This window comes from Actinomadura xylanilytica, from assembly GCF_030283145.1.
GTDB lineage: Bacteria > Actinomycetota > Actinomycetes > Streptosporangiales > Streptosporangiaceae > Spirillospora > Spirillospora xylanilytica.
This window is the reverse complement of record NZ_JASNWE010000001.1, coordinates 664,753-689,064: the sequence shown is the minus strand read 5'-3', so window position 1 is coordinate 689,064 and position 24,312 is coordinate 664,753. Positions and strand designations below refer to the sequence as shown.

Here is a 24,312-nt window from a genome sequence, read left to right as displayed (position 1 = left end):
CGATGGGGCCGCCGGTCCGGGTGCTCGGCTACAACATCCGGTCGCTGCGCGACGACCCGGCCGCGGTGGCCCGGGTCGTCCGCGCGCTCGCGCCGGACGTGGTGTGCCTCCAGGAGGTGCCGCGGTTCCGGGGCTGGCGCGGCAGGCGGCGCGCGCTGGCGCGGGACTGCGGGCTGCGGGTCGTGGCGGGCCGCCGGGCGGCGGGGCTCGCCGTCCTGGCGGCGCCGCGGGTCCGTGGCCTCGCCCGCGAGTTCCACCTCCTCAGCCGCGTCCCCGGCCTGCACCGGCGGGCGCTGGCGGTCGCCGTGCTAGAGATCCCGGCGCCGGACGGCGGGCCGCCCGGCCGGCTGATCGCGGCCAGCACCCATCTCGACCTCGCCGACGGACCGCGCCGCGAGCACACCGGCCAGGTGATCGCGCTGCTCGACCGGGCGGGCCGCCGCCACGACGCGCCCGTGGTGCTCGCCGGCGACGTGAACGAGGAGCCGGGCGGCGCGTCGTGGACGCTGCTCACCGGCCGGTTCCAGGACGCCCGCGCTGTCGCGCCGGTGGGGCTTGAGGAGACGTTCTCGGCCCGCGATCCGCGCAGGCGCATCGACGGCGTGTTCCCCGATCCCGCGATCGGGGTGGTGGGCTGCGGCGTCCCGGACGACGCCGCGCTGCGCGCCGACTACCTGGCGGCGACCGACCACCGCCCCGTCGTGGCCGACCTGCGCCTGCCCTGACGGGGCCGGACGGGCCGGACGGGGTCGAACGGGGTCAGACTACGGCGCCGTCGTCGGGATCGCGGGGCTCGTCGCCCATCCGCAGCACCAGCGTCACGAACCCGCCGATGAACGCCGCGACCGCCAGGAACGCGGCCCAGCCGGGCACGTCCCAGTCGAGGATGACGGTGATCAGCAGGTAGACCGGGCCGCCGACCAGCGCGATCCACGCGCCCTTGGTGAGCGGGTCGGCGGCCGGCAGCGGCGGGGGCGGCGGCGGGACGTAGTGGCCCTCGTCCTCGTCCGGCGGGAGCTCGGCGGGCTCGGCCGGCTTGATCACCCGGGCCCGCGGGATCCGGCCGGTGCGGTCGTCGCCCTCCTCGGGCGGCTTGGGCGGCTCGTGGATGTTCTCCTGGTCGGGCCAGGGGACGCGGTCGCCCTCGGGGACGCTGTCGTAGCCCGCGACGATCTCGGCCCAGATGGCGTCCTCGTCGCGCTCGGCGGTGCCGGTGGGGGAGTCGCCGGCGCCGGGCGGCGTGCCGTCGGCGTCGCGCGCGTCGAACGGGTCGAGCTGATCGAGCTGGTCGTCGCGCGGCGCGGGCTCGGCCAGGTCGCCGTCGGGCCGCTCGCCCTCGGACCCGCGTCCCCCGGCGTCGCGCAACCGGGCCAGGTGGGCCCGCAGGATGGACTCGGCGGCCGGCTTCATGTCGACGTCGACGTAGAGCCGGTCGAGCACGTCGCCGGTGGCGGCCTCACCGGTCAGGTCGACCAGCCCGTTGGGGGCGGTGGCGTACGCGGCGACCCCGGCGTCGCGCAGCGCGGCCAGCATGGCGTCGGCCAGATGCGGCGCCAGGTCGACCAGCGGGGCGTAGGTCTCCGCTGACAGTCCATTGCCACGGCGATTCACGGAGCCGGCTCCTTCGACGACTGCGGCGTGACCGACAGCACCGGCATGACGGCCTCCGCTCCCCCATTGACGTGTGACCGGCGGCGCCGCCCGCGATGCGCGCGACGCTCCGGACACCCCGAAACGTGTGTCCCACGGTATTCGCTGCGCCGCCCGGGACAAGCCCCAGGGCGCACCCGATTGTGATTTCCCGCTCAGAGCCTACGTTCATCCCGGCCCTTCCGCGGCCCCGGGCCCGCCCGCCCCTTCGCGGGCTCCCGCGCGCGCCCGCGCCGGACGTGCCCGTGCGCCCGCGCCGGACGTGCCCGTCCGCGCCGGTGCGTGGCAGGCTGTGGGCAGGCCGTAGGCAGGCACGGCATGGGATGGAAAGATGTCCCATCATCTCCCGTCTGTCGGGGATCTCGAACGTGCTCGCCGCTGCACACGCGGCCGGAGGAAGGTGTCGCATGCTCTGGTTCTGGATCCTGCTCAGGATCGTCCTCTCGCCCGTCATGTACCTCGGATGGCGGCCGCGGAACTCGGGCATGGGCAACGTCCCCAAGAAGGGCCCGGCGCTGCTGGTCAGCAACCACCTGTCGTTCGCCGACCACTTCTTCGGGCCGCTGCCGCTGATGCGCCCGATCTTCTTCATCGGCAAGGGCGAGTACTTCACCGGCAAGGGGATCAAGGGCCTGATCAGCAAGGCCTTCTTCACCGGCGTCGGCGTCGTCCCGGTCGACCGGACCGGCGGGTCGGCGGCGGAGGCGGCGTTGCGGACCGGGCTGCGGATCCTGGACGAGGGCAAGCTGCTCGGCATCTACCCCGAGGGCACCCGCGCCCCCGACGAGCGGCTCTACCGGGGCAAGACCGGGGTGGCGCGGCTGGCGCTCCAGTCGCGGGTGCCGGTGGTGCCGATGGCGATGATCAACACCTTCGAGCTGATGCCGCCCGGCCGGTCGCTGCCGCGGTTCGGCATCCGTCCCGGAGTCCGGTTCGGCGCGCCCCTGGACTTCTCCCGGCACTACGGCCGGGAGGACGACCCGGAGGTGCTGCGCAAGATCACCGACGAGATCATGCAGGCCATCCGGGAGCTGTCCGGGCAGGAGTACGTCGACCGGTACGCCGCCGAGGTCAAGGCCGAGATGGCCGGCCGGCCGCCGCGGCCCGGCGACGAGGACGACTGAGCGCGGGGGCCGGGATGGGGCTGGAGGCGGCGCTGTGGCGCGCCGTCGCCGTCTACCGGTGGGCCGCGCTCGGCTACGCCGCCATCCTGATCGTCAAGAACTCCGGCGGCTACCGGCACCCGATGGGCGGCTGGGCCGTGCTCGCCGTGATGACGGCCTGGACGGCGTACGCCATGTTCGCCTTCGCCGTTCCGCGCCGCCGGGGATGGCCGTTGTTGGCCGCCGACATGGCGGTGACGGCCGGCTGCCTCATCGCGACCGCATGGGTGGAGACGTCCGGCAACCTGTCCGACGGCAACCCGACGCTGCCGGTCTCCTGGGTGGCCGCCGCGATCCTGTCCTGGGCGGTGTCCGGCGGCAAGCGCTACGGGATCGCCGCCGCGGGCGTGCTGGCCGCGGCGAACCTGCTGGTGCACGTCCTGGCCGGTTCGCACGGGGCGACGCCCACCACGATCAACGGCGTGGTGCTGCTGTTCCTGGCCGGGCTGGTGGTCGGGCACGTGGTCAAGCTCGCGCTCCAGGCCGAGGCGCGGCTGGCCCGCGCGGTCGAGCTGGAGTCGGCCACCCGCGAGCGCGAGCGGCTGGCCCGCCGCATCCACGACTCGGTGCTCCAGGTGCTGGCGATGGTCCAGCGGCGCGGCGGCGAGCTAGGCGGCGAGGCGGCCGAGCTGGGCCGCCTGGCGGGGGAGCAGGAGGCGGCGCTGCGCGCGCTGATCGGCGGCGCACCCTCGGCCGTGCTCGCGCCGCCGTCCGGTCCCGGGGGCGGGCGCCCGGCCGACCTGTGCCCGCTGCTCACCCGGTACGCGTCCACGTCCGTCACGGTGTCGACGCCCGCCAGCGCCGTCGCGCTGCCCGAGGCGGCGGCGCGGGAGATCGAGGCCGCGGTGGCGGCGGCGCTCGACAACGTCCACCGGCACGCCGGCGACGCCGCCCGCGCGTGGGTGCTGCTGGAGGACGGCGCGGGCGAGGTGACGGTGAGCGTCCGCGACGACGGCCCCGGGATGCCGCCGGGCCGCCTCGAGGAGGCCGCGGCCGACGGGCGGCTCGGCGTCGTCCAGTCGATCCGGGGCCGGATCCGCGACCTGGGCGGGACGGTCTCGATCGTGTCCGCGCCCGGCGAGGGCACCGAGATCGAGATGACCGTGCCCGGCGCCCGCGCCGATCGGCCGTAGGGTGGGCGGCGTGACTGACGTTCCCCTCAGGGTGATGGTCGTCGACGACCATCCGATGTGGCGCGAGGCGGTCGCCCGCGACCTGGCCGAGGCCGGGCACGACGTGGTGGCGACGGCCGGCGACGGGCGCACCGCGGTCCGCATCGCCGCCGCGGCCCGGCCGCGGGTCGCGGTCGTCGACCTTCAGCTTCCCGACATCAGCGGCGTCGAGGTGACCCGCCACCTGGTCGCGGCCGACCCGCCCGTCCGGGTCCTGGTGCTCTCGGCCAGCGGCGAGCAGCAGGACGTCTTGGAGGCGGTCAAGGCCGGCGCGACCGGCTACCTGCTCAAGTCCGCCGCGCGCGAGGAGTTCCTCGACGCGGTCCGGCGCACCGGCGACGGCGACGCGGTCTTCACCCCCGGCCTGGCCGGCCTCGTCCTCGGCGAGTACCGGCGCCTCGCCGCAGCCCCGCGCCGGGAGGAGGACGACGCGCCCCGCCTGACCGACCGCGAGACCGAGGTGCTCCGCCTCGTCGCCAAGGGCCTCACCTACAAGCAGATCGCGCAGCGCCTGGTGCTGTCCCATCGCACCGTCCAGAACCACGTCCAGAACACCCTCGGCAAGCTCCAGCTGCACAACCGGGTCGAGCTCGTCCGCTACGCCATCGAGAAGGGCCTCGACCAAGAGGACTGACCGAACCCGGCCCGCGATTCAGGGATCGGGTGGCGGCCCGAGATCTCGGGGTTCGTGAGCGCGCTTCCCGGTCTCGGCTTCGCCGAGGTGGTGGCCGAGTCGGTCCACCTCGACCACCCGCCGCGCGACCTGGTCGCCCTGCGCGAGCGCGGCGTGGCGGTCGTCCCGCACGGGGTGCGGCTGTCGCTGGGCGGTGCGGAGCCCGTCGAGGCCGGACGGGTCGCGCACCTGGCCGGATGCGCGCAGGCCCTCGGGGCGCCGCTGGTCAGCGAGCACGTCGCGTTCGTCCGGGCGGGCGGCGTCGAGGCCGGGCACCTGCTGCCCGTGCCGCGGACCCGGGCCGCGCTGGACGTGCTCACCGCCAACATCCGCCGGACGCGCGCCGAGCTGCCGGTGCCGCTGGCCGTCGAGCCCATCACGGCGCTGTTCGACTGGCCGGACGCCGAGTACGAGGAGGGCGACTTCCTCACCGAGCTGCTCGAACGCACCGGCGCGCTGCTCCTGCTGGACGTCGCCAACGTGTACGCCAACGCCCGCAACCGCGGCGAGGACCCCTCGCGCTGCTCGACCGGCTCCCGCTCGAGCGGGTCGCGTACTGCCACGTCGCCGGGGGCGTCCAGCAGGGCGGGCGGTATCACGACACCCACACCGCGCCGGTGCCGGCGGAGGTCCTCGACCTGATCGCGGAGCTGTGCGGACGGCATCGTCCACCGGGCTTCCTGCTCGAACGCGACGGCCGCTACCCGCCCGCCGGCGAGCTGCGCGCCGAGCTCGACGCCATCGCGGACGCCGCCGGGATGGCGGCGGTCACGTGACCGGCCCGGACGGCGCGGGGCCGGACGTCGCGGGCCCGGACGGCGGGCCTCTCGACGCCGGGCTGGCCGCCGCGCAGGAGGCGCTCGTCCGCGCGATGACCGCTGGAGGGCCGCTGCCCGCCGGCTTCGATCCCGGCGATGTCGGGGCGGCGGCCCGGAGCATCCTGCGCAAGCGGGCCGGGGAGGTCGCCCGCGCGTGGCCCCTGCTGGCCGGCTCGTTCGGCGACGGCTGGAACGACGCGTTCGCCCGGTGGGCGGCCGAGCGGCCCACCAGCGGGTCCGTCCGCGACGCCTGGGACTTCGCCCGCGATCACCGTGCCGGGCTGTCGCCGTCCGCGGCGAGGGAGCTGGCCCTGACCGAGGCGCGCTGGGCCTACGACGGCGCGAGCGCGCCACGCCGCCGGCGCGCGGCCGTGCGGCGCGTCCCGGGCGGTCTCGCGGTCCAGGTCCTCGGACGCGTGCGCGTGCTCGCCCCGGCCCTGCCCCGTTGAGGAATCGGGGGCCGGACGGCCCCCGGCGCACTATGGTCTAGACCAATGCGGCACGCCGGGGTGATCGCCGAATGCTCGGTGCGACCGACCCCCGGCTACTAGGCTGGCCGCACCAGTCGAGGGAGGAGCCCGGTGTCAGGAGAGGGAGAGGGCATGCGCGTCGGAGTGCTGACCGGAGGCGGGGACTGCCCCGGTCTGAACGCCGTCATCCGCGCCGTGGTGCGCAAGGGCGTGCAGGTCTTCGGGTACGAGTTCGTCGGCTTCCGGTCCGGCTGGCGCGGCCCGCTGGAGGGCGACACCGTGGCCCTCGACGTGCAGGCCGTGCGCGGCATCCTGCCCCGCGGCGGCACCATCCTCGGGTCGTCCCGGACGAACCCGATCAAGGTCGACGGCGGCGTCGAGCGGATCAAGGACAACCTGGCCGGGCTCGGGGTGGACGCGCTGATCGCCATCGGCGGCGAGGACACCCTCGGCGTCGCCGGCGAGCTGTACGCCAACGGCGTCAACGTGATCGGGGTCCCCAAGACCATCGACAACGACCTGAACGCCACCGACCTCACCTTCGGCTTCGACACCGCGGTCAACATCGCGATGGAGGCGATCGACCGGCTGCACACCACCGCCGAGAGCCACCACCGGGCGCTGATCTGCGAGGTGATGGGCCGGCACGCGGGCTGGATCGCGCTGCACGCCGGGATGGCCGCCGGCGCCAACGTGATCCTCATCCCCGAGCGGCCGTTCGACATCGGCAAGGTCGTGGAGTACGTGGAGAGCCGGTTCAAGACCCGCTACGCCCCGATCATCGTGGTGTCGGAGGGCGCGCACCCGATGGACGGCCAGATGGAGCTCCAGACCGGCGAGCGCGACGCGTTCGGCCACGTCCGGCTCGGCGGCATCGGCCAGGCCCTCGCCGACGAGATCGAGAAGCGCACCGGCAAGGAGGCCCGCGCGACCGTGCTCGGGCACATCCAGCGCGGCGGCACCCCCAGCGCGTTCGACCGCGTGCTGGCCACCCGCTTCGGCCTCCAGGCCATCGACGCGGTGCGCGACGGCGACTTCGGCAAGATGGTCGCCCTCCAGGGCACCGACATCGTCCGCGTCGGGCTCGACGAGGCCACCAAGGAGCTCAAGACCGTCCCGCCGGGACGCTACGCCGAGGCCGAGGTCTTCTTCGGCTGAGCACCCCGGCCGCGCCGCCGCCCACGTGACGCCGATCACGGAGGCGCCGGCCACGGAACACCGGCCACGGAATACCGGCCGCGGATGCCGACCACGGGGACGCCCCGGAGCCCGCACAGGGCCTCCGGGGCGTCCCCTTTCGCGCCTCCCCGTCCACCTCGGACGGGGAACAGCATGATGGGTCGCGGCGTTGCGAACTGTGGGCCACACTAGAGGCCGGCACCCCTCCGCGTCGCGGAGCGAGACCCACCCCCACCAGGAGGACCCCGCATGACCACGCTCGACGTCCCGGCCGCAGTCGTCCCGGAGCGGTCGCCGGTCGGCGGCGAGCCGTGCGTGCTGATCAAGCTGGGCGAGGTCGTCCTCAAGGGCAAGAACCGCGAGCTGTTCGAGCGGCGGCTCGCCGACAACGTGCGCGCGGCGGTCCGGTCGATCGCGCGGGTCGACGTCATCCGCCGCCACGGCGTGTTCATCGTCCGCACCAAGGACGCCGACGTCGTCACCGTCGACCGCCTTGCCCAGCGCATCACCGACGTCATGGGCATCGTGTGGGCGCACCGCGCCTGGCGGGTCGGCAAGGACGTGGAGAGCGTCGAGCGCGCCGCGCTGGAGCTGATGGAGGGGCGCTCGGGCACCTTCGCGGTGCGGTCCCGCCGCCGCGACAAGCGCTTCCCGCTGACCTCCACCGAGCTCGACCGGCTCGTCGGCGGCCGGATCGCCGACGCCTACGGGCTGCCGGTCCGGCTCAAGAACCCCGACCACACGCTGTCGATCGAGATCGACCGCGACGAGGCGTTCGTCTACTCCGGCGGACTGGCCGGCCAGGGCGGGCTGCCGGTCGGGATGAGCGGCCGGGCCCTGGTGCTGATGTCGGGCGGCATCGACTCGCCCGTGGCCGCCTACCGGATGATGCGGCGCGGCCTGCGGGTCGACTACCTGCACTTCTCCGGGATGCCGTTCACCGGCCCGGAATCGATCTACAAGGCGTACGCGCTGGTCCGCGAGCTCGACAAGTTCCAGGGCGGCTCGCGGCTGTTCGTGGTGCCCTTCGGCAAGGCCCAGCAGCAGATCAAGTCGTCGGGCGCGGACCGGCTCGCGGTCATCGCGCAGCGCCGGCTGATGCTGCGCACCGGCGAGGTGCTGGCCCGCCGGCTGCGCGGCTCCGCGCTGATCACCGGGGATGCACTCGGCCAGGTCAGCAGCCAGACGCTGACCAACATCACCGCGCTGGACGACGCGGTCGAGCTGCCCATCCTGCGCCCGCTGGTCGGCATGGACAAGGTCGAGATCATGGACCAGGCGCGCCGGATCTCGACCCTGTCGATCTCCGAGCTGCCCGACGAGGACTGCTGCACCATGCTGGCCCCGCGGCGGGCCGAGACCAAGGCCAAGATCGACGACCTCCGCCAGATCGAGAAGCGGCTCGACGTGGGCGAGCTGGCCGACCGGCTCGCCGAGTCCGTGCAGGAGCACCGCCCGGTCTACGGCGACGACGCCGCCTCCTGACCCGGACCCTGCCCCTGACCCTGGCACGGGTCCCGGCCGCCGATCCGGGAGAGCGGCCCCTGCCTCCGGGCCGCGCCCCGGACGCTAGCGGGCGTCGAAGTCGGTGGGACGGGGCGGCTCCGGTCCGTCCGGGCCCATCAGGGTGATCCGCTCGATCCGCACGACGCGGAACCGGCGGCCCGCGACCTCGATGCCGTTGCGGCGGCTCCCGTCGGACATCAGGCCGGCGGCCTCGGCGTAGCCGGCCAGGTCGGCGCCGTCCGGCCGCTCCACCGCGGGCACCACGTGCCGGAAGTAGGTGGCGAGCGCGTCGCGGGCCAGTCCCGGCGTGCCGTGCAGCCGGCCCACCGGCCGCCAGCGCCCCTCGTACCGTTCGGCGACGGTGAACGCGGGCGCGAGCGACAGCGGCGTCAGGAACGCTCCGGACGGCTCGGGCCCCACGCGGGCCGCGGCGTCCAGCACCTGGCACAGCAGCTCGGCCGTGGCGATCTCGGGCGCGTGCTGCTCGTCGGGCAGCAGGCCGTCGAGGCGTCCGAGCCCGCCGCCCATGCCGCCCGCGCCGCCCATGCCGCCCCGGCCGTCCGCGCCGGGGCGCGGGTCGAGATCGGTGGGACGGGGCGGCTCGGGGCCGTCCGGGCCGGTGCGGACGAGCTGCTCGATCCGCACCACGCGGAACCGCCGTCCGGCCGCGGTCACCTCGTCGCGCGCCTCGTCCTGCACCGCCCCGGCCATGGCCCGCAGCTCGCGCCCGGCCGCGCCGCCGGCCGGGGCCGCCAGGTCGTCCAGATGGAAGCCGAGCAGCTCCCGCGCGCCCTGCGGGACCGGATCGCAGTCGCACACGATCCGCCATCCGCCGGGGACCCGCTCGGCCGCGGTGAACAGCGCGCCCACCGCGACCAGGTCCGGGTAGGCGGCGATGGCGCGGCAGGCGTCGGCGAGGATCACCGCGGCCACCGGATCGACGCCGTCCAGGTCATCGGGGAACAGCCGGCCGCCGGCGTCCCCATCGCCCGTTGTCATGCCGGACATCATCCCCGCCGTGCCCGGCCCTGGCGAGTGGTTCAGACCAATTTCTCAGACGACCAGCACGACCAGGCTCGCGGCCAGCAGCGCGAGCCCGCCGGCGGCGAGCCCGCCCAGATCCTCGCCGAGCAGCGTCAGCCCGATGAGCGCCGCGACGGCGGGCTCGGCGAGCGTCAGCGTCGTCGCGGTGGCGGCCGGCGTGGTGCGCAGCCCCCGGGCGAACAGCGTGTACGCCAGGGCGATGGTGAGCACCCCGAGGTAGCAGGTGATCAGCAGCCCCGTCCCGGCCAGGATCCAGCCGGGGGCCAGCACGAACAGCGCGGGGGCCAGCAGCAGCGCCGCGCCCCCGAACAGCGCGCCGGTGACCGCCCGCGGCTCCTCGCCCCCGGCGATCAGCCGCGAGGTGATCGTGGTGTACACGGCGTAGACCAGCCCGCACAGCAGGGCGAGCAGCACGCCGACCGGGTCGGCGCCCGATCCGCCGCCCCCGCCCACGAGCAGCGCGCACCCGGCCACCGCGCCCACCGTGGACGCGAGCCAGCGGCGGGACAGGCCCGTCCGCGCGATCAGCCCGGTGAAGGCCGGCGCGCAGCCGAGCGCGACGACGGTCGCGACCGCGACCCCCGTCCGGGCGAGCGCCGCGTAGTAGGCGGTCTGGTAGAGCGCGGCGCAGACCGCGCCCACGGCGAGCATCGCCCTGGTGCGGCCGTCCCTGGCCAGCATCGCCCGCAGGCCGCGCCCGCGGGAGGTGAGGGCCGCGAGGGAGAACAGCAGCAGGCCGCCGACCACCATCCGGACGGACGAGACCCCGACGGTGGACGCCCCGCCCGGCGCCAGGGTGGAGACGGGGCCCGCGGTGCCCCACAGGAAGGCGGCGGCGAGGATCTCGGCGCTGCCGCCCGGACGGGCGCCGCCGGCGCGGCGGGTCGAAAGGGTGGTGCGTTGCTTGAGAGAAGTGCGCACGGACACGGAGTACCGCTCCTGAGGCTCGAATCGGAAGGAAGGATCATCCGGATTCGGGGCGCAGGAGAACACGGCCGGGGCGGATGCCCGCACCGGGCCGGGAGGAACTCAGGGAGTGGTGCCGCGCCCCGTCAGGAGCGGGGCGGCCCACAGTTCGCGGTCCAATACGTCATATTCCGGACCCTAGCAGCCGCCGTGACCGGACGGCCCGCGCGGGCGGGCGGTCACGGCGGCCGGACGGGGACGACCGCGCAGGCCGCCGCCGAGCGGGAGCGGGCGGGGCGGCGACGGCCGGGCGGGGACGGCCGGGCGGGACGGTCGGAGCGGAGCGGTCAAGCAGGCTCGGTCAGGTGGGCCCGGTCAGGCGGGGACGCCGTCGGGGGCCTCGGTGAGTGCGCGGCCGACGATGGGCGGCAGCTCGCGCACCAGCTTGGCCAGCTCGCGCAGGTCGCCGTCGACCAGGGCCTGGGGGCCGTCGCACAGCGCGGTCTCCGGGTGCGGGTGCACGTCGATGATCACGCCGTCCGCGCCGACCGCGATGCCCGCCCTGGTCAGCGGCAGCACCAGGTCGCGGCTGCCGCCCGAGTGCGACGGGTCGACGATCACCGGCAGGTGGGACAGCCGCTGCGCGACCGGCACCGCCGAGATGTCCAGGGTGTTGCGGGTGGCCCGCTCGAAGGTGCGGATGCCGCGCTCGCACAGCACGATGTCGAGGTTGCCGCGCTGCGCGATGTACTCGGCCGACATCAGCCATTCCTCGATGGTGCCGCTCATACCGCGCTTCAGCATGACCGGCTTGCCGGCCTCGCCCGCCGCCTGGAGCAGCGCGAAGTTCTGCGTGTTGCGGGTGCCGATCTGCAACATGTCGGCGTAGGAGGCGACCAGCTCGACGTCGGCGGCGTTCACCACCTCGGTGACGATCGGCAGCCCGGTCTCGGCCCGCACGTCGGCGAGGATCCGCAGCCCGGCCTCGCCGAGCCCCTGGAAGGCGTACGGCGAGGTGCGCGGCTTGAACGCGCCGCCGCGCAGCAGCGTGGCGCCCGCGGCCTGCGCCATCTGCGCGGCCTGGAGGGTCTGCTCGGGGGTCTCCACCGCGCACGGCCCGGCGATCAGGGTCATCGTGCCGGGCCCGATCGGGACTCCGCCGACCCGCACCACCGAGCGCTCGCCGTGGTTCTCCCGGCTCACCAGCTTGTAGGGCGCCGAGATGCGGACCACGTCGCTGACCCCGCGCAGCCCGCGCAGGTTGAGCGAGCCGAACTGCTGGACGTCCCCGACCAGGCCGACGATGGTGCGCTCCACCCCGCGGCTGACGAAGGCGTCGCCCCCCGCCGTCTCGACCAGTGAGACGACGCCCTTGATATCTGCCTCGGTGGCCCCCGGGGCCATGACGACGACCATGTTGCTGCCTCTCCTCATCCTGCGGGCGTCCGGCGGACCCCCGTGAAGAACCCCTGAAACGACGAAAAGCCCCGGGCCATCGCGGCCCGGGGCTTCTCGCCTTGTGGTCTGTCAGCGCATCGTCTGGCAGACCAGCCTCCCGGGCCGGTCGTACCAAAAGAAATAAACGACGGTGCGCATGGAAGAGAGAGTAGCCGATCGGGCGACCACCTGGGGTGCCCGTCCCCGTTCCGTCCGAATGGCGGACATTGCGACGCCGCGGCGGCGCCCTCCGGCCCGCACCCCGAATATGGCTCAGCTCACGTCGGATGGCAGGATGGCCGCGTCATGTCCCACCCCGATCAGCCCTCATCAGAGCCAAGGGCGTTGCCGCCCGGTCAGTACGTTCCCCGCGGCTGGCCGGTGCTGCACTACGGCCCGGTCCCCAAGTTCCGCCCCAAGACCTGGGACTTCCGCGTCTTCGGCGCCACCGAGTCGGGCGGGCAGTACGCCTGGACGTGGGACGAGTTCGAGGCCCTGCCGCGGATCAAGGCCGTCGCCGACTTCCACTGCGTGACCAAGTTCACCATCCCGGGCAACGAGTGGGAGGGCGTGGCTGGCTCGGCGATCATCGAGCTGGCGCCGCCCGAGCCGGACGCCACGCACGTGATGGTGTGGGCGGAGTACGGCTACAGCGCCAACATCCGGATGGCCGACTTCCTGGCCGAGGGGACCATGTTCGCCACCCACCGCGACGGCGAGCGGCTCAGCCCCGACCACGGCTTCCCCATCCGCATCGTCGTGCCGCACCTGTACGCGTGGAAGAGCGTCAAGTGGGTCCGCGCGATCGAGTACCTGGTCAAGGACCGGCGCGGCTTCTGGGAGGAGCGCGGCTACCACAACGTGGCCGATCCGTGGCAGGAGCAGCGCTACTCCTATCAGGAGGACGACGGCGAGGCCCCGCCGCTGTGACACGCCCGTCCGGCAGCGCGAATCCACTGCGCCGGGACGGGGCGGCCATTACCGTGAGTCGTCATGGTCATACCGCCTGTTTCGGGGGTCGTGGCCGGCGCCGTGCTCTCGGGCGCCGTCGCGGGCTGCTGCGTTCTGCGCCGCTGGCTCCCGTCCCGCCGGCGCGGGTTCGGGACGCCGGCCGACGAGGCCACGTTCGCGACCCTGCACCTGATCTCGCGCGCGTCGCCGTCCCTGCGCGCCGGGCTGACCCAGGACTCCGCGCGCAAGGCCGCGCGGCACCTGCGGTCGCTGCTCGGCGCCGAGGCGGTCGCGCTGGTGAGCGCGGATCCCGCCGATCCGGCCGATCCCGCCGGCCTGCTGGTCTGGGACGGGGCGGGCGAGGCCCGGCACGCCGCGTCCGCGCTGATCCACGCACAGCAGGTGCTGGCCACCGGACGGCCCCGGGTGGTGAACCCCGACCTGCTCGCCTGCGATGACCCGCTGTGCCGGATCAAGGTCGCCACGGTCGCGCCGCTGGCGGTCGAGGGACGGGTCGAGGGGGTGCTCGCGGCGTACGGCCCCGGCATGTCCACCTCACGGGTGCGGGCCGTGGGGGAGGTGGCCAAGTGGGTGTCCAGCCAGCTCGAGCTCGCCGAGCTGGACTCCTCGCGGGCCCGGCTCGCCGAGGCCGAGATGCGGGCGCTGCGGGCGCAGATCTCGCCGCACTTCGTCTACAACTCGCTGACCACGATCGCCTCGTTCGTCCGCACCGACCCCGAGCGGGCCCGGGAGCTGCTGCTCGACTTCGCCGACTTCGCGCGCTACTCCTTCCGCAACCCGCGCGACTTCACCACCCTCGCCGACGAGCTGCGCTCCATCGACCGCTACCTGCTGCTGGAACGGGCCCGTTTCGGCGAGCGGCTCCAGTTCAGCGTGGAGGTCGCCCCGGAGGTGCTGCCGGTCGCGGTGCCGTTCCTGTCGCTCCAGCCGCTGGTCGAGAACGCGATCCGGCACGGGATGGAGGGCGCGCGCACCCCGTTCCACATCAAGATCGTGGCCCGCGACTCCGGCGCGGAGGCGGCGATCAGCGTGGAGGACGACGGGGTGGGGATGGAGCCCGAGCGGCTGGCGGAGATCCTCTCGGCCGGGGGCGCGGGGCGCGACCGGCGCGGCGGCGCGGGCACCGGCGCCGGGGCGGGCATCGGGCTCGCGAACGTGGACGAGCGCATGCGGCAGGTGTACGGGGACGAGTACGGGCTGACCGTCGAGACCGCGCCGGGCGCGGGCGCCAAGGTGAGCCTGCGGGTGCCGAAGTACCGTCCGGGGGTCTTTCCGGACTGACACCTCCGCCCCGGCATTGTGCTCACATTGTGATTCTGATTGCGGACGGACGGTAATCGCGACAGGGTCCTCGTATGCTGCGCGTGCTGGCCGTCGACGATGAACTTCCCGCCCTCGAGGAGCTGTCCTTCCTGCTCAGGGAGGATCCGCGGATCGGGCAGGTCTCCGGCGCCCGGGAGGCCGCCGAGGCGCTGCGCGACCTGTCCCGGATGCTGGTCGCGGGCGAGCGGCTCGACGCGGTCTTCCTCGACATCCGCATGCCCGGCCTGGACGGCCTGGACTTCACCCGGCTGCTGACCGGGTTCGCGGCGCCGCCGCACGTGGTGTTCGTGACCGCGCACGACGACTGCGCCGTCGCCGCGTACGAGCTCGGGGCGCTGGACTACCTGCTCAAGCCGGTCCGCCGGGAGCGGCTCGCCGAAGCCGTCCGGCGGGTCGACGAGGCGGTGCACCGGCCCGCCCACGGGGGGGACGGCGCGGCGCCGGAGCGTCCGCCCGAGGACGAGACGATCCCGGTCGAGCTGGGCGGACGCACCCGGCTGGTGTCGCGCCGGGCGGTCTCGCACGTGGAGGCCCAGGGCGACTACGTGCGGTTGCACACGGCCGAGGGCAGCTACCTGGTCCGGATGCCGCTGGCCGCGCTCGCCCGGCGCTGGGAGGAGGCCGGGTTCATCCGGATCCACCGCAGCACGCTCGTCGCGTCCGCACACATCACCGAGCTGCGCTTCGACGGGGGCCGTGCCGCCGTCCAGATCGGGGACGAGTTGCTCCCGGTAAGCCGCCGCCACACGCGCGAGGTGCGCGACCTGCTCGTCCGCCGGTTCCGCCACAACGACCAGGGCGGCGACGAGCATCTCCGCGGCACGGGCCCCGGCACCGGCGAGCACACGGACGGCGACCGTGACCGCGAGCCCGACCGTGAGCGTGAGCGCGACGGGGGGCGGCGGCCCGGGGAGCACGGTGAATGAGGACCGGCGGGTCGCGGTGTCGAGCGTGCGCACCCACCGGGCGCGGTCGGTGGCCTCCGGGACCGTCCCGCCGCCCGGCGACGGCTGGAGCATCGCCGACGACCTGGACGAGCAGACCGAGCTCGGCGCCCTGTTCGCGCGGGCGCTCGTCCGCGCGCAGCTCCGCGCCGCCGCGGCCACCGTCGCGATCGTCGCCGGGGTGGTCGCGGGGCTGCCGCTGCTGCTGGACGTGACGCCCGCGCTCTGCCGGGCCCGGCTGCACGGTGTGCCGGTGTCCTGGCTCGTGCTGGCGCTCGGCATCCAGCCGGTCTGGGTGCTCACCGGGGCCCGGCACGTCCGGCGGGCCGAGCGGATCGAGCGGGACTTCGTCCGGCTGGTCGGCCGGCCGTGATCGTGATGGCGGTGGCGGCCTCGCTCATCGCGCTGGTCGCCGTGCTCGGCATGATGACCGTCCTCGGCTCGTACGGGCGGCGCACCACCCAGACCACCTCCGACTTCCTGGTGGCCTCCCGCGGCGTCACCCCGCTCTGGAACGCCACGGCGATCGGCGGCGAGTACATCTCGGCCGCCGCGTTCCTCGGCAGCGCCGGGCTGGTGCTGGCCTACGGCGCGGACATGCTGTGGCTGCCGATCGGCGCGACCGCCGGGTACGTCCTGCTGCTCGCCCTGGTCACCGCGCCGCTGCGCCGCTCGGGCGCCTACACCATCTCCGACTTCGCCGAATGGCGGCTCGGCTCGCGCGCGGTGCGCTGGATCGTCACCGCGTGCGTCTGCTTCATCGGCTGGTTCTACCTGCTGCCGCAGTTCCGGGGCGCGGGCATCACGCTGCGGGTGCTGACCGGCGCGCCGGTCTGGATCGGCTGGGCGCTGGTGGTCGGCGTGTCCGCCGCCCTGGTGACGTCGGGCGGCATGCGCAACGTCACCGCGGTCCAGGCCGTGCAGTTCTGGGTGAAGCTGGTCGCGATGGCGGTGCCCGCGGTGGCGCTGCTGTCGCTGTGGCACCTGGACGGCGCCGCCGACCCGACCGGCGACCGGCTGCCCGGATTCGGCCGCGCCACCACCGTCCGGGTCGAGACCGGGGTGGCGGTGCGGATGCCCGCGGCCGTCCTGGTGGCGGCGCGGGGCGTGGTGGACGGCGCGGCCTACGACGGCGACCGGGTGGCGCTGGACCCGGGCCGGCACTCGCTGAGCGCGGGCACCGAGCTCGCCTTCCCCGCGGGCGCGACGGTGCCGCACGTCGAACGGCTGCCCGCGCAGGACGGCGACACCTGGGCCATGCCGTTCGGACGCGGCGAGGACCACGGGCTGTATGCGACGTACTCGGCGCTGCTGGCCGTCCTCCTCGGGACCATGGGGCTGCCCCACATCCTGATGCGCTTCTACACCAACTCCTGCGGACGGGCCGCGCGCCGGACCGCTGCGATGGTGCCGGCGCTGCTGTCGCTGTTCTACGTGTTCCCGATCCTGTACGGGGCGCTCGGCCGCCTCTACACGCCCGAGCTGCTCATGACCGGCGACACCGATGCGACGATCCTCATGCTGCCGCAGCGCCTCGCGCCGGGCGCCGTGGGCGCGATGCTGACCGGGCTGATCGCAGCGGGCGCGTTCGCCGCGTTCATCTCCACCTCCTGCGGGCTGGTGGTGGCGATCGCCGGCACCGCCTCGCAGTGCCTGAACGGGCGCGGCGGCATCACCGCCTTCCGCCTGGGGGTGGTGTTCGCGCTCGCGGTCCCGCTGACCATGGTCTCCCGGGTCGGCCAGGAGAGCGCGGGCGCGCTGGTCGCGCTGGCGCTGGGCATCTCGGCGTGCTCGCTGTGCCCGCTGCTGGTGCTGGGCATCTGGTGGCGCGGCCTGACCCCGGCCGGGGCCGGGGCCGGGCTGGTCCTGGGCGGCGGCCTGGCCGTCGTGGCGGGCCTGGCGCGGCTGCTCGGCCGGACCCTGCACGGCTGGCCGGCGATGGTGCTGGCGCAGCCGGCGATGGTCGTCGCGCCGCTGTCGTTCGCGGTGATGGTCGCGGTGTCGCTGCTGACGCGGCGGCGGATCCCGCGCCGCGCCGACCGCGCGATGGCGCGGCTGCACCTTCCCGAGGACGTGGTGACCCGATGACGGGCCGTACGCGGCCGGGGCCGGAGTCTGTGGACCGTTCCCGTGGCGGGCCGGCGACCGCTCGTCCCGCCGAACCGACCGCTCACCGTACGACTACGCAACGTACAGCGCTGACTACGCACCGTTGGTCGAGGGTGGCGTTTCCACCCCCCGGAGGCGGTGGCATGACCTCTAGTGTTCTCAGTGGCACCACACGCACCACCGCTTCGGGGGAGCGGGCGGCGGCAGGGCGGATCGACGCCCGCCGGCGCGAAGACCCCGACAAGAGCACATCTGGAGATCCGGCGCACGCGAGTCGTCCGCCGGGTCGTAAGTCGCCGGATCCCGTACCGGGGGGGTGGGATCCGGCGACCAGCAGCTCGGGCGCTGCTGGACAGTCGGGGGGTTGTCCAGCAGCGTCCGAGCTCTTTTTTACGCATGACACCGCCGCGGCCCGTCCGAGAGGGACGGGCCGCGGCGGGCGTACGAGAGGCCCCGGGCCTGGGGGTGGGAGAGCCCGGCCCCGGGGCTCAGCCGTCGCGGAGGCGCTTGAGGGCGTCGATGTCGGCGCGGTGCGGCTCGGCGCTCCGTCCGGGCGTCTCGATCACGAACGGCACGCCCGCCACCGCGGGGTGCCGGAACAGCGCGGCGAACGGCTTCTCGCCGATCTGCCCGGCGCCGATGTTCTCGTGCCGGTCCTTGGCCGAGCCGCAGGCGTCCTTGGAGTCGTTGGCGTGGATCAGCTTGAGCCGCCCCTCGCCGACGGTGGCGGTGAGCGCGTCCATGGTCTCCTGGACGCCGTCCGGCGCGGCCAGGTCGTGCCCGGCGGCGAAGGCGTGGCAGGTGTCGAAGCACACCCCGAGCTTGGGGTGGTGCTCCAGCCGTTCGAAGAACGGGCCGAGGTCCTGCACCTTGGCGCACAGCATGGCGCCCTGCCCGGCCATCGGCTCCAGCAGCAGGTCGGGCCCGTCGTCCGGGATCTCCTCCAGGAGCGGCAGCACGTGCTCGTGCACCTGCGCCATGGCCTCGTCGTAGGTCTGGCTGACCGCCGACCCGGTGTGCACGACGACGCCGCGGGCGCCGATGGCGTGGCCGCGCAGCAGCGAGTGCCGGACGGTCCGCAGCGACTTGGCGAGGGTCTCCTCGCTGGGCGAGCCGAAGTTGACCAGGTACGGGGCGTGCACGTAGACGGGGACGTCGTCGCGCTCGCGGAGCCTGGCGTCCTCGGCGGGCTTGCCCTCGGGCAGGGCCCAGCCGCGCGGGTTGGACACGAACACCTGGATCGTCTCGGCGCCGATCTCGGCGGCGTACTTCAGGCCGCCCGTGGCGATGCCCCCGGCCACCGGGACGTGGCCCCCCACGGGGCTGTGCGTTGAGGTCATAGTCGGCACAGCCTAGCCGCCCGCCCCGACAGGATCGGACAGGTCAGGGGCCCCGGACGAGGGTGACGGTGGAGCCGCGCGGGGCCTCGCCGCCCCCCGGCGTCTGCAACCGCACGGTGTTGCCGCCGAACCCGGTGACGTTGACCTGGAAGCCGGAGCTCTCCAGCGCCTTGCGGGCCTCCTGGACCTTCTGCCCGACCGTGTTGGGCACCGGCACGGCGGCGGCGCCCCCGCCGTCGTCGTCGCAGCCGAGCTGGATCGGGCCCGCGTCGAAGGCGCAGTTGCGCTTGCTGACCACCAGGGTGACCTTGTCGCCGCGGGACACCCCCGTGCCCGGCTGCGGGTCCTGGCTCAGCACCACGTTGGGCGGCTTGCCGCCGCCGTCGCGTTTGTCGACCTTGACGTCCAGGCCCATCGAGCGCAGCCGGTTGGCCGCCTCGTCGCCGTTGGTGTCGATCAGGCCGGGCATCGACATGCCGGTGCTGACCACCAGGTCGACCGGCTCGTCGGGCGACTGCTGCTCGCCGGCCGGGGGATCGGTGCGGACGACCAGGTCCTTGCCGACGGTCTGCGAGGCCGCGGTGCTGGTGCGGCCGACGGTGAAGCCCTCCTTCTCGAGGGCCCGCCTGGCGTCGTCGGCCGACTTGCCGCCGACGTCGGGCACGTCCTTCGGGGCGCGGCCCTTGGACGGGGTCAGCGTGACGGTCTGCCCCTTGGCGACCCGCGCCCCGGCCGGGGGATCGGACTTGACGACCTCGCCCTTGCGGACCCGGTCGCTGAAGACCTTGCCGGCGACCCGCACCTCGAGGCCGCCGCCCTCGAGCTGCTCGCGGGCGTCGGCCAGCCGCATCCCGACGATCTGCTCGGGGACGTGGTCGTACTGGCCGGAGGTCTGGTACCAGATCGCCCAGCCGAGGATGACCGCCGCGATCGCGCCGATGGCGATGAGCACGTACTTGCCGGTGGCCGCGCCGAGCATCCGGTCGCCGGTGCCGCGCGGCGGTGGCGGCGCGGTCCCGCCCGGCGGGCCGTACGCGGCCGACGGGGCGTACGTGGCCGACGGGTCGAACACCGCGGTGCGGGCCCCGCCGCCGGCCAGGGTCGGGGCCGGGGCCTCCAGCACCGCGGTCGCGTTGTGGGACGCCTCCTCGAGGCGCTGGTCGAGGTCGGGCGCCAGCCCGCCGTGCACCTCGGCCACCTCGGCGAGGAACTGGTTGGCGTCCTGGGGACGGTGCGCGGGGTCCTTCGCCGTCGCGCGGGTGACCAGCGCGTCGACCTGCGGCGGCAGCCCCGGGACGGCCGTGGACGGCGCCGGGACGACCTCGTTGACGTGCTTGAAGGCCACCGACAGGGGGCTCTCGCCCCGGTGCGGCAGGTAGCCGGTGAGCAGCTCGAAGAGCAGCACCCCGGCCGCGTAGACGTCGGACCGCACGTCGGCGTTGCCCGAGGTCACCTGCTCGGGCGACAGGTAGCCGACGGTGCCGATGATCAGCCCGGTCTTGGTCATCTTGCTCGCCGACTCGGCCCGCGCCAGCCCGAAGTCGGCCACCTTGACCTGGCCGTCCCGGGTGATCAGCACGTTCTCCGGCTTGACGTCGCGGTGCACCAGGCCGCCGCGGTGGGCGGCGCCGAGCGCGGCCAGTACCGGCTGCATGACCTCCAGCGCGGCGCGCGGGCCGAGCCGGCCCCGCTCGGCGAGCAGGTCGCGCAGCGTGCGGCCCGGGACGTATTCCATCACCAGGAAGACGTGCTCGCCGTCGGTGCGCTGGTCGTAGACCGCGACCACGTTGGGATGGGAGAGCGCCGCCGCGGCCTTGGCCTCGCCGATGAAGCGGGCGACGAAGTCGTCGTCGGAGGCGAGCCCCGGATGCATCACCTTGATGGCGACGACCCGGTCGAGCCTGATGTCGCGGGCCACGTACACGGTGGCCATGCCGCCGCGGGCGATCCGGGACTCAATGCGGTAGCGCCCGTCGAGCACCCGCCCGACGAGTGGATCAGCAACCGTCGTGTCCATCAGAGCGAGTTTAAAGGTGAATCCAACCGGATCTCATCAGCCGGGAGTATGAGCATCGGCGAGTCTCGGTATTTCCGGTACCGCACGCGTGACCTGGCGACTCCCGAGTGTCACCGGACCGTTCCCGTTCTCCCCGGGGCCGGGGCGGTCCCCGAGGGCGTGCCGCTCCGCCGGGCGGCGCCGGGGTCCGGGGAAGGGACGGTCTCCACGTGCGGGACGGGCTCCGGCGCGGCGGCGCGGCGGCGGGAGCCGCGGGAGACCGCGACTCCGGCCAGGCAGAGCAGGCCGCCCGCGAGCGTGACCGTGCCGGGGATCTCGCCGAGCGCCGCCCACGACATCAGCACCACCAGGGCCGGGACGGCGTAGGTGGTGGCGCCCATCCGTCCGGCCGAGGTGCGCGCCAGCGCGTACGCCCAGGTGGTGAACGCCAGCGCGGTCGGGAAGACGCCCAGGTAGACCATGTTGAGCGTTGCGCCCGCCGGGGCGTCCGCGAGCTCGGTCACCAGCCGTCCGGAGAACGGGAGGCAGGCGACGGCGCCGACCGCGCAGCCGAACGTGGTGACCTGGAGCGCCGAGGCGTGCCGCAGCGCGGGCTTCTGCGCGACCACCCCGGTCGCGTAGGACACGGCGGCGGCCACGCACAGCAGCACGCCCATGATCGACGAGCTGCCCGACCCGGACATCGACAGGCCGACCACCACCGCGCCGCCGAACGACACCGCCATCCCGGCGAGCAGGCGGCGCGGGAAGCCCTCGCGCAGGAGCCACCCGCCGAGCAGCGCGACCAGCAGGGGGCCGATGTTGACGACCATGGCGGCGGTGCCCGCGTCCACCTGCTGCTCGCCCCAGTTCAGCACGACCATGTAGACGCCGAACCAGACCAGGCCCGACACCAGGATGCCCGGCCACGCGGCGCGCGGCGGCAGGCCCTCGCGGCGCACCGCGCAGATGAGGCCGAGGACGGCCGTGCCCGCCAGCAGCCGCCCGAGGGCGAGCGGGCCCGGCCCGAACTCGGCCCCGGCGCTGCGGATCGACACGAACGCCGACGCCCACAGCACCACGGTCACCGCCGCCGCGGCGACGGCCCGCCGGTCCAGCCCCGGCCTGCCCGCACCGGGTTCGTCCAGGTGGGGTGCGGCGGTGCGGGACCCGGCGGCGGGCCCCTCCGCGACCGGACTCCCGGCCTTGATCGGCTTCATGGTCACGCACCTTAGGACGGGGTCATTTCGATGAAGGTCGAAGCGAGCACCGCGGCGGCGAGGGCGTGCGGTGGTGGGCGTGCGGTTCAGTGTGCCGCCGCCCACCGTTCAGGTCCAGCGAGTACTTCTTCAGTGGAAACTTTAGTTCTGCTTCACTGTCGGGTGGACGGTCAGCCCCCCGTGCCGATCCCCTCGAACGGCGACGACGCCTGGGCGTAGCGGCGCATCGGGATGCGCCCGGCGAGCCGGGCCAGCCGTCCGCCCTCGACGGCGTGCCGCATGGCGGCGGCCATCCGGGCGGGGGACTGGGCGCGGGTGACCGCCGTCGCCAGCAGCACCGCGTCGCAGCCCAGCTCCATCGCCAGGGCGGCGTCGCTGGCGGTGCCGAGACCGGCGTCCAGGATGACCGGCACCCCGGCGCCCTCCACGATCAGCTCGATGTTGTGCGGGTTGCGGATGCCGAGCCCGGAGCCGATCGGGGACCCGAGCGGCATCACCGCGGCGCAGCCGATCTGCTCCAGCCGGCGGGCCAGCACCGGGTCGTCGCTGGTGTAGGGCAGCACCGTGAAGCCGTCGCCGACGAGCTGCTCGGCCGCCTCCACCAGCTCGATCGGGTCGGGCAGCAGGGTGCGCTCGTCGGCGATCACCTCCAGCTTGACCCAGGAGGTGCCGAGCGCCTCGCGGGCGAGCTTGGCGGTCAGCACGGCCTCCCCGGCGGTGAAGCACCCCGCGGTGTTGGGCAGCACCCGGATGCCGCACTCGCGCAGCACGTCGAGCACCGAGCCGCGCGCGGACGGGTCGACGCGGCGCATCGCGACCGTGGTGAGCCCGGTCCCGGACGCGATCAGCGCCTCGCGCAGCACCGCCATGCTCGGCGCGCCCCCGGTCCCCATGATCAGCCGTGAGCCGAGCTCCTCGCCCGCGATGACCAGCCGTCCGCCGTCCGCCGTGTCCGCCTGGTTCGCGGTGTCGTTCACGCTGTCCACGCTCATCCTCCCTGCACGGCGGTCAGCACTTCGAGCCGATCCGCCTCGTTCAGCGTCGTCGCGTCCCATGCCGAGCGCCGCACGACCTCGTCGTTGAGCGCCGCGGCGATACCGGCCCCGGGCTGAGCGGCGCCGGTGACGGCCGCGACCGCCTCGGCCACGCTGCTGCCCGCGGGCAGCTCGCGCGGCTCGCCGTTGACCATGATCCTCATGCCCCGCTCCTCGCGCCCGCGCCGTCGAACCGGCCGGGGGCGAACGGCCGGGCCAGCTCCGGGACGGTCCCGTCCACGAGCATCTCGGCCAGCAGGTCGGCGCTGACCGGGGTCAGCAGGATCCCGTTGCGGAAGTGCCCGGTGCCGAGATGGAGGCCGGGAAGCGCGGTCGGCCCGAGCAGTGGCGCGTTGTCGGGCGAGCCGGGCCGCAGCCCGGCGGAGACCTCGGCGAACTCCAGCTCGGTGACGCCGGGCAGCAGCTCGCGGGCGTCGCGCAGCAGCTCCCAGAGCCCGCCGGCGGTGACCCGGGTGTCGAAGCCCAGCTCCTCCTGGGTCGCGCCGATCACGATCTCGCCGTCCGTGCGCGGCACCAGGTAGACGGACGAGCCCCGCACCAGCCCGCGGGTGGCGCGGCGCAGGAACGGGACCGCGGTGCGGAGCCGGATGACCTGGCCCTTGACCGGGCGGACCGGTGGGACGACCCCGGGCGGCAGCCCCCCGATGTCGCCCGACCACGGCCCGGCCGCCAGCAGCACCCGGTCGGCGCGCAGCTCGGTACCGTCGTCCAGGCGCACGCCGGTGGCGGCGTCGCCCTCGACGATCACCGAGGCGGCGCGGCGGCGGACCGGCCGCACCCCCAGCCGCTCGCCGGCGGCCAGCAGCGCCGGGGCCAGCCGGCGCGGGTCGATCGAGCCGTCCGCGGGGGCGAGCAGCCCGCCGCGCACCCCCGGGGCCAGCATCGGCTCGGCCCGGCGGCACTCGCGGCCGGTGAGCGCCTCGGCGGGGATGCCGAGCGACTCCTGGAACCGGCGCAGCTCGTCCAGGTGCTTGAGGTCGTCGGCGTCGAAGGCGACCTCGAGGATGCCGTCGGCGCGGTAGCCGGTGCCGAGGCCGCTCGCCTCCTCCAGCTCGGCCGCGAACGCGGCGTAGCGGTCGCGGGAGGCCAGTCCGAGGCGGAGCAGCGGCTCCTCGCCGTAGGTCAGCTCGCTGACCGGGGTGAGCATCCCCGCCGCGACCGAGGAGGCCCCGCTCGCCGGGGCCGGGTCGACCAGCGTCACGCCGGCCCCCCGGGCGGCGGCCCGCCACGCCGTGGCCAGGCCGATGACCCCGGCACCAATGATCACGATGTCCATCGCGCTCCCTTCGCCGGCATGATCCGGATCAGGTCCTGCGGTCGGCGGCCCGTGTGGCG

At 74.7% G+C, this 24,312-nt stretch carries 22 protein-coding genes and 1 pseudogene; 13 read left to right on the top strand and 10 right to left on the bottom strand.

All coding sequences use genetic code 11. The annotated features are described in order from the left end of the window. The first annotated feature begins 2 nt into the window (after positions 1-2). Positions 3-725 (top strand): endonuclease/exonuclease/phosphatase family protein, encoded by a 723-nt coding sequence (locus tag QP090_RS03225; RefSeq protein ID WP_285936926.1) that lies wholly within the window; start codon positions 3-5, stop codon positions 723-725. Positions 726-759: 34 nt separating this feature from the next. Here QP090_RS03225 and QP090_RS03220 read toward each other — a convergent pair whose 3' ends face one another. Next, positions 760-1,611: a hypothetical protein gene (locus QP090_RS03220; protein ID WP_285936925.1), complete on the bottom strand. Its 852-nt coding sequence runs from the start codon at positions 1,609-1,611 to the stop codon at positions 760-762. A 446-nt stretch (positions 1,612-2,057) separates the two neighbouring features. On the opposite strand from QP090_RS03220, the gene QP090_RS03215 reads away from it, so the two are divergent. The 7 genes and pseudogenes from QP090_RS03215 to thiI all read left to right on the top strand — a co-directional run bounded on the left by QP090_RS03215 (position 2,058) and on the right by thiI (position 8,610). Continuing rightward, positions 2,058-2,774 (top strand): lysophospholipid acyltransferase family protein, encoded by a 717-nt coding sequence (locus tag QP090_RS03215; protein ID WP_285936924.1) that lies wholly within the window; start codon positions 2,058-2,060, stop codon positions 2,772-2,774. 14 nt (positions 2,775-2,788) lie between these two features. Further along, positions 2,789-3,946 carry a MacS family sensor histidine kinase gene (gene macS / locus QP090_RS03210; RefSeq protein ID WP_285936923.1) on the top strand — a complete coding sequence of 386 codons (1,158 nt, stop codon included), beginning with the start codon at positions 2,789-2,791 and terminating at the stop codon, positions 3,944-3,946. 34 nt (positions 3,947-3,980) lie between these two features. Continuing rightward, positions 3,981-4,619, top strand: a complete 639-nt coding sequence (locus QP090_RS03205) for a response regulator (protein WP_285938556.1) — start codon at positions 3,981-3,983, stop codon at positions 4,617-4,619. A 54-nt stretch (positions 4,620-4,673) separates the two neighbouring features. Continuing rightward, positions 4,674-5,434 (top strand): annotated as a pseudogene (locus QP090_RS37605) (MbnB/TglH/ChrH family RiPP precursor modification enzyme). Next, positions 5,431-5,925 (top strand): SCO6045 C-terminal-like domain-containing protein, encoded by a 495-nt coding sequence (locus QP090_RS03190; protein WP_285936922.1) that lies wholly within the window; start codon positions 5,431-5,433, stop codon positions 5,923-5,925. The pseudogene QP090_RS37605 and the gene QP090_RS03190 overlap by 4 nt, the downstream one beginning before the upstream one ends. 153 nt (positions 5,926-6,078) lie before the next feature. Then, a complete protein-coding gene (locus QP090_RS03185) occupies positions 6,079-7,104 on the top strand; it encodes a 6-phosphofructokinase (protein ID WP_285936921.1) in 1,026 nt (341 codons plus the stop codon). Between the two features lie 270 nt (positions 7,105-7,374). Further along, complete coding sequence (gene thiI, locus QP090_RS03180) at positions 7,375-8,610, top strand: tRNA uracil 4-sulfurtransferase ThiI (RefSeq protein WP_285936920.1); 1,236 nt, start codon at positions 7,375-7,377, stop codon at positions 8,608-8,610. An 84-nt stretch (positions 8,611-8,694) separates the two neighbouring features. On the opposite strand, the gene QP090_RS03175 is transcribed toward thiI, so the two are convergent. From QP090_RS03175 to aroF, 3 genes are all read right to left on the bottom strand, one after another. Next, positions 8,695-9,630 (bottom strand): DUF5954 family protein, encoded by a 936-nt coding sequence (locus QP090_RS03175; protein WP_285936919.1) that lies wholly within the window; start codon positions 9,628-9,630, stop codon positions 8,695-8,697. Between the two features lie 54 nt (positions 9,631-9,684). Then, positions 9,685-10,596 (bottom strand): DMT family transporter, encoded by a 912-nt coding sequence (locus tag QP090_RS03170; RefSeq protein ID WP_285936918.1) that lies wholly within the window; start codon positions 10,594-10,596, stop codon positions 9,685-9,687. Positions 10,597-10,956: 360 nt separating this feature from the next. Continuing rightward, positions 10,957-11,997, bottom strand: coding sequence for a 3-deoxy-7-phosphoheptulonate synthase (gene aroF / locus QP090_RS03165; RefSeq protein ID WP_285936917.1), 1,041 nt, complete (start codon positions 11,995-11,997; stop codon positions 10,957-10,959). Positions 11,998-12,324: 327 nt separating this feature from the next. Between aroF and QP090_RS03160 the strand changes: the two genes are divergently transcribed. The 5 genes from QP090_RS03160 to QP090_RS03140 all read left to right on the top strand — a co-directional run bounded on the left by QP090_RS03160 (position 12,325) and on the right by QP090_RS03140 (position 17,345). Then, complete coding sequence (locus tag QP090_RS03160; RefSeq protein WP_285936916.1) at positions 12,325-12,948, top strand: sulfite oxidase-like oxidoreductase; 624 nt, start codon at positions 12,325-12,327, stop codon at positions 12,946-12,948. 63 nt (positions 12,949-13,011) lie between these two features. After that, positions 13,012-14,271 carry a histidine kinase gene (locus QP090_RS03155; RefSeq protein WP_285936915.1) on the top strand — a complete coding sequence of 420 codons (1,260 nt, stop codon included), beginning with the start codon at positions 13,012-13,014 and terminating at the stop codon, positions 14,269-14,271. Positions 14,272-14,345: 74 nt separating this feature from the next. Next, entirely contained in the window at positions 14,346-15,239 is an 894-nt protein-coding gene (locus tag QP090_RS03150) for a LytR/AlgR family response regulator transcription factor (RefSeq protein WP_349666471.1), read from the top strand. Beyond that, entirely contained in the window at positions 15,232-15,630 is a 399-nt protein-coding gene (locus tag QP090_RS03145) for a hypothetical protein (RefSeq protein ID WP_285936914.1), read from the top strand. Before QP090_RS03150 ends, QP090_RS03145 begins: the two co-directional genes overlap by 8 nt. 5 nt (positions 15,631-15,635) lie before the next feature. Further along, positions 15,636-17,345, top strand: coding sequence for a sodium/solute symporter (locus tag QP090_RS03140; RefSeq protein ID WP_432763027.1), 1,710 nt, complete (start codon positions 15,636-15,638; stop codon positions 17,343-17,345). 509 nt (positions 17,346-17,854) lie between these two features. Here QP090_RS03140 and QP090_RS03135 read toward each other — a convergent pair. The 6 genes from QP090_RS03135 to thiO all read right to left on the bottom strand — a co-directional run bounded on the left by QP090_RS03135 (position 17,855) and on the right by thiO (position 24,253). Beyond that, on the bottom strand, positions 17,855-18,706 hold the full coding sequence (locus tag QP090_RS03135) for a deoxyribonuclease IV (protein WP_285936912.1): 852 nt from the start codon (positions 18,704-18,706) through the stop codon (positions 17,855-17,857). A 43-nt stretch (positions 18,707-18,749) separates the two neighbouring features. Beyond that, positions 18,750-20,723: a Stk1 family PASTA domain-containing Ser/Thr kinase gene (gene pknB / locus QP090_RS03130; protein ID WP_285936911.1), complete on the bottom strand. Its 1,974-nt coding sequence runs from the start codon at positions 20,721-20,723 to the stop codon at positions 18,750-18,752. Positions 20,724-20,833: 110 nt separating this feature from the next. Beyond that, the gene (locus QP090_RS03125) at positions 20,834-21,922 is read right to left on the bottom strand and encodes a DMT family transporter (protein WP_285936910.1); all 1,089 of its coding nucleotides are present in this window, start codon (positions 21,920-21,922) and stop codon (positions 20,834-20,836) included. A 170-nt stretch (positions 21,923-22,092) separates the two neighbouring features. Continuing rightward, entirely contained in the window at positions 22,093-22,908 is an 816-nt protein-coding gene (locus QP090_RS03120; protein ID WP_285936909.1) for a thiazole synthase, read from the bottom strand. Positions 22,909-22,910: 2 nt separating this feature from the next. After that, positions 22,911-23,120: a sulfur carrier protein ThiS gene (gene thiS / locus QP090_RS03115; RefSeq protein WP_285936908.1), complete on the bottom strand. Its 210-nt coding sequence runs from the start codon at positions 23,118-23,120 to the stop codon at positions 22,911-22,913. Further along, positions 23,117-24,253 (bottom strand): glycine oxidase ThiO, encoded by a 1,137-nt coding sequence (gene thiO, locus QP090_RS03110; RefSeq protein ID WP_285936907.1) that lies wholly within the window; start codon positions 24,251-24,253, stop codon positions 23,117-23,119. Before thiO ends, thiS begins: the two co-directional genes overlap by 4 nt. Positions 24,254-24,312: the final 59 nt, after the last annotated feature.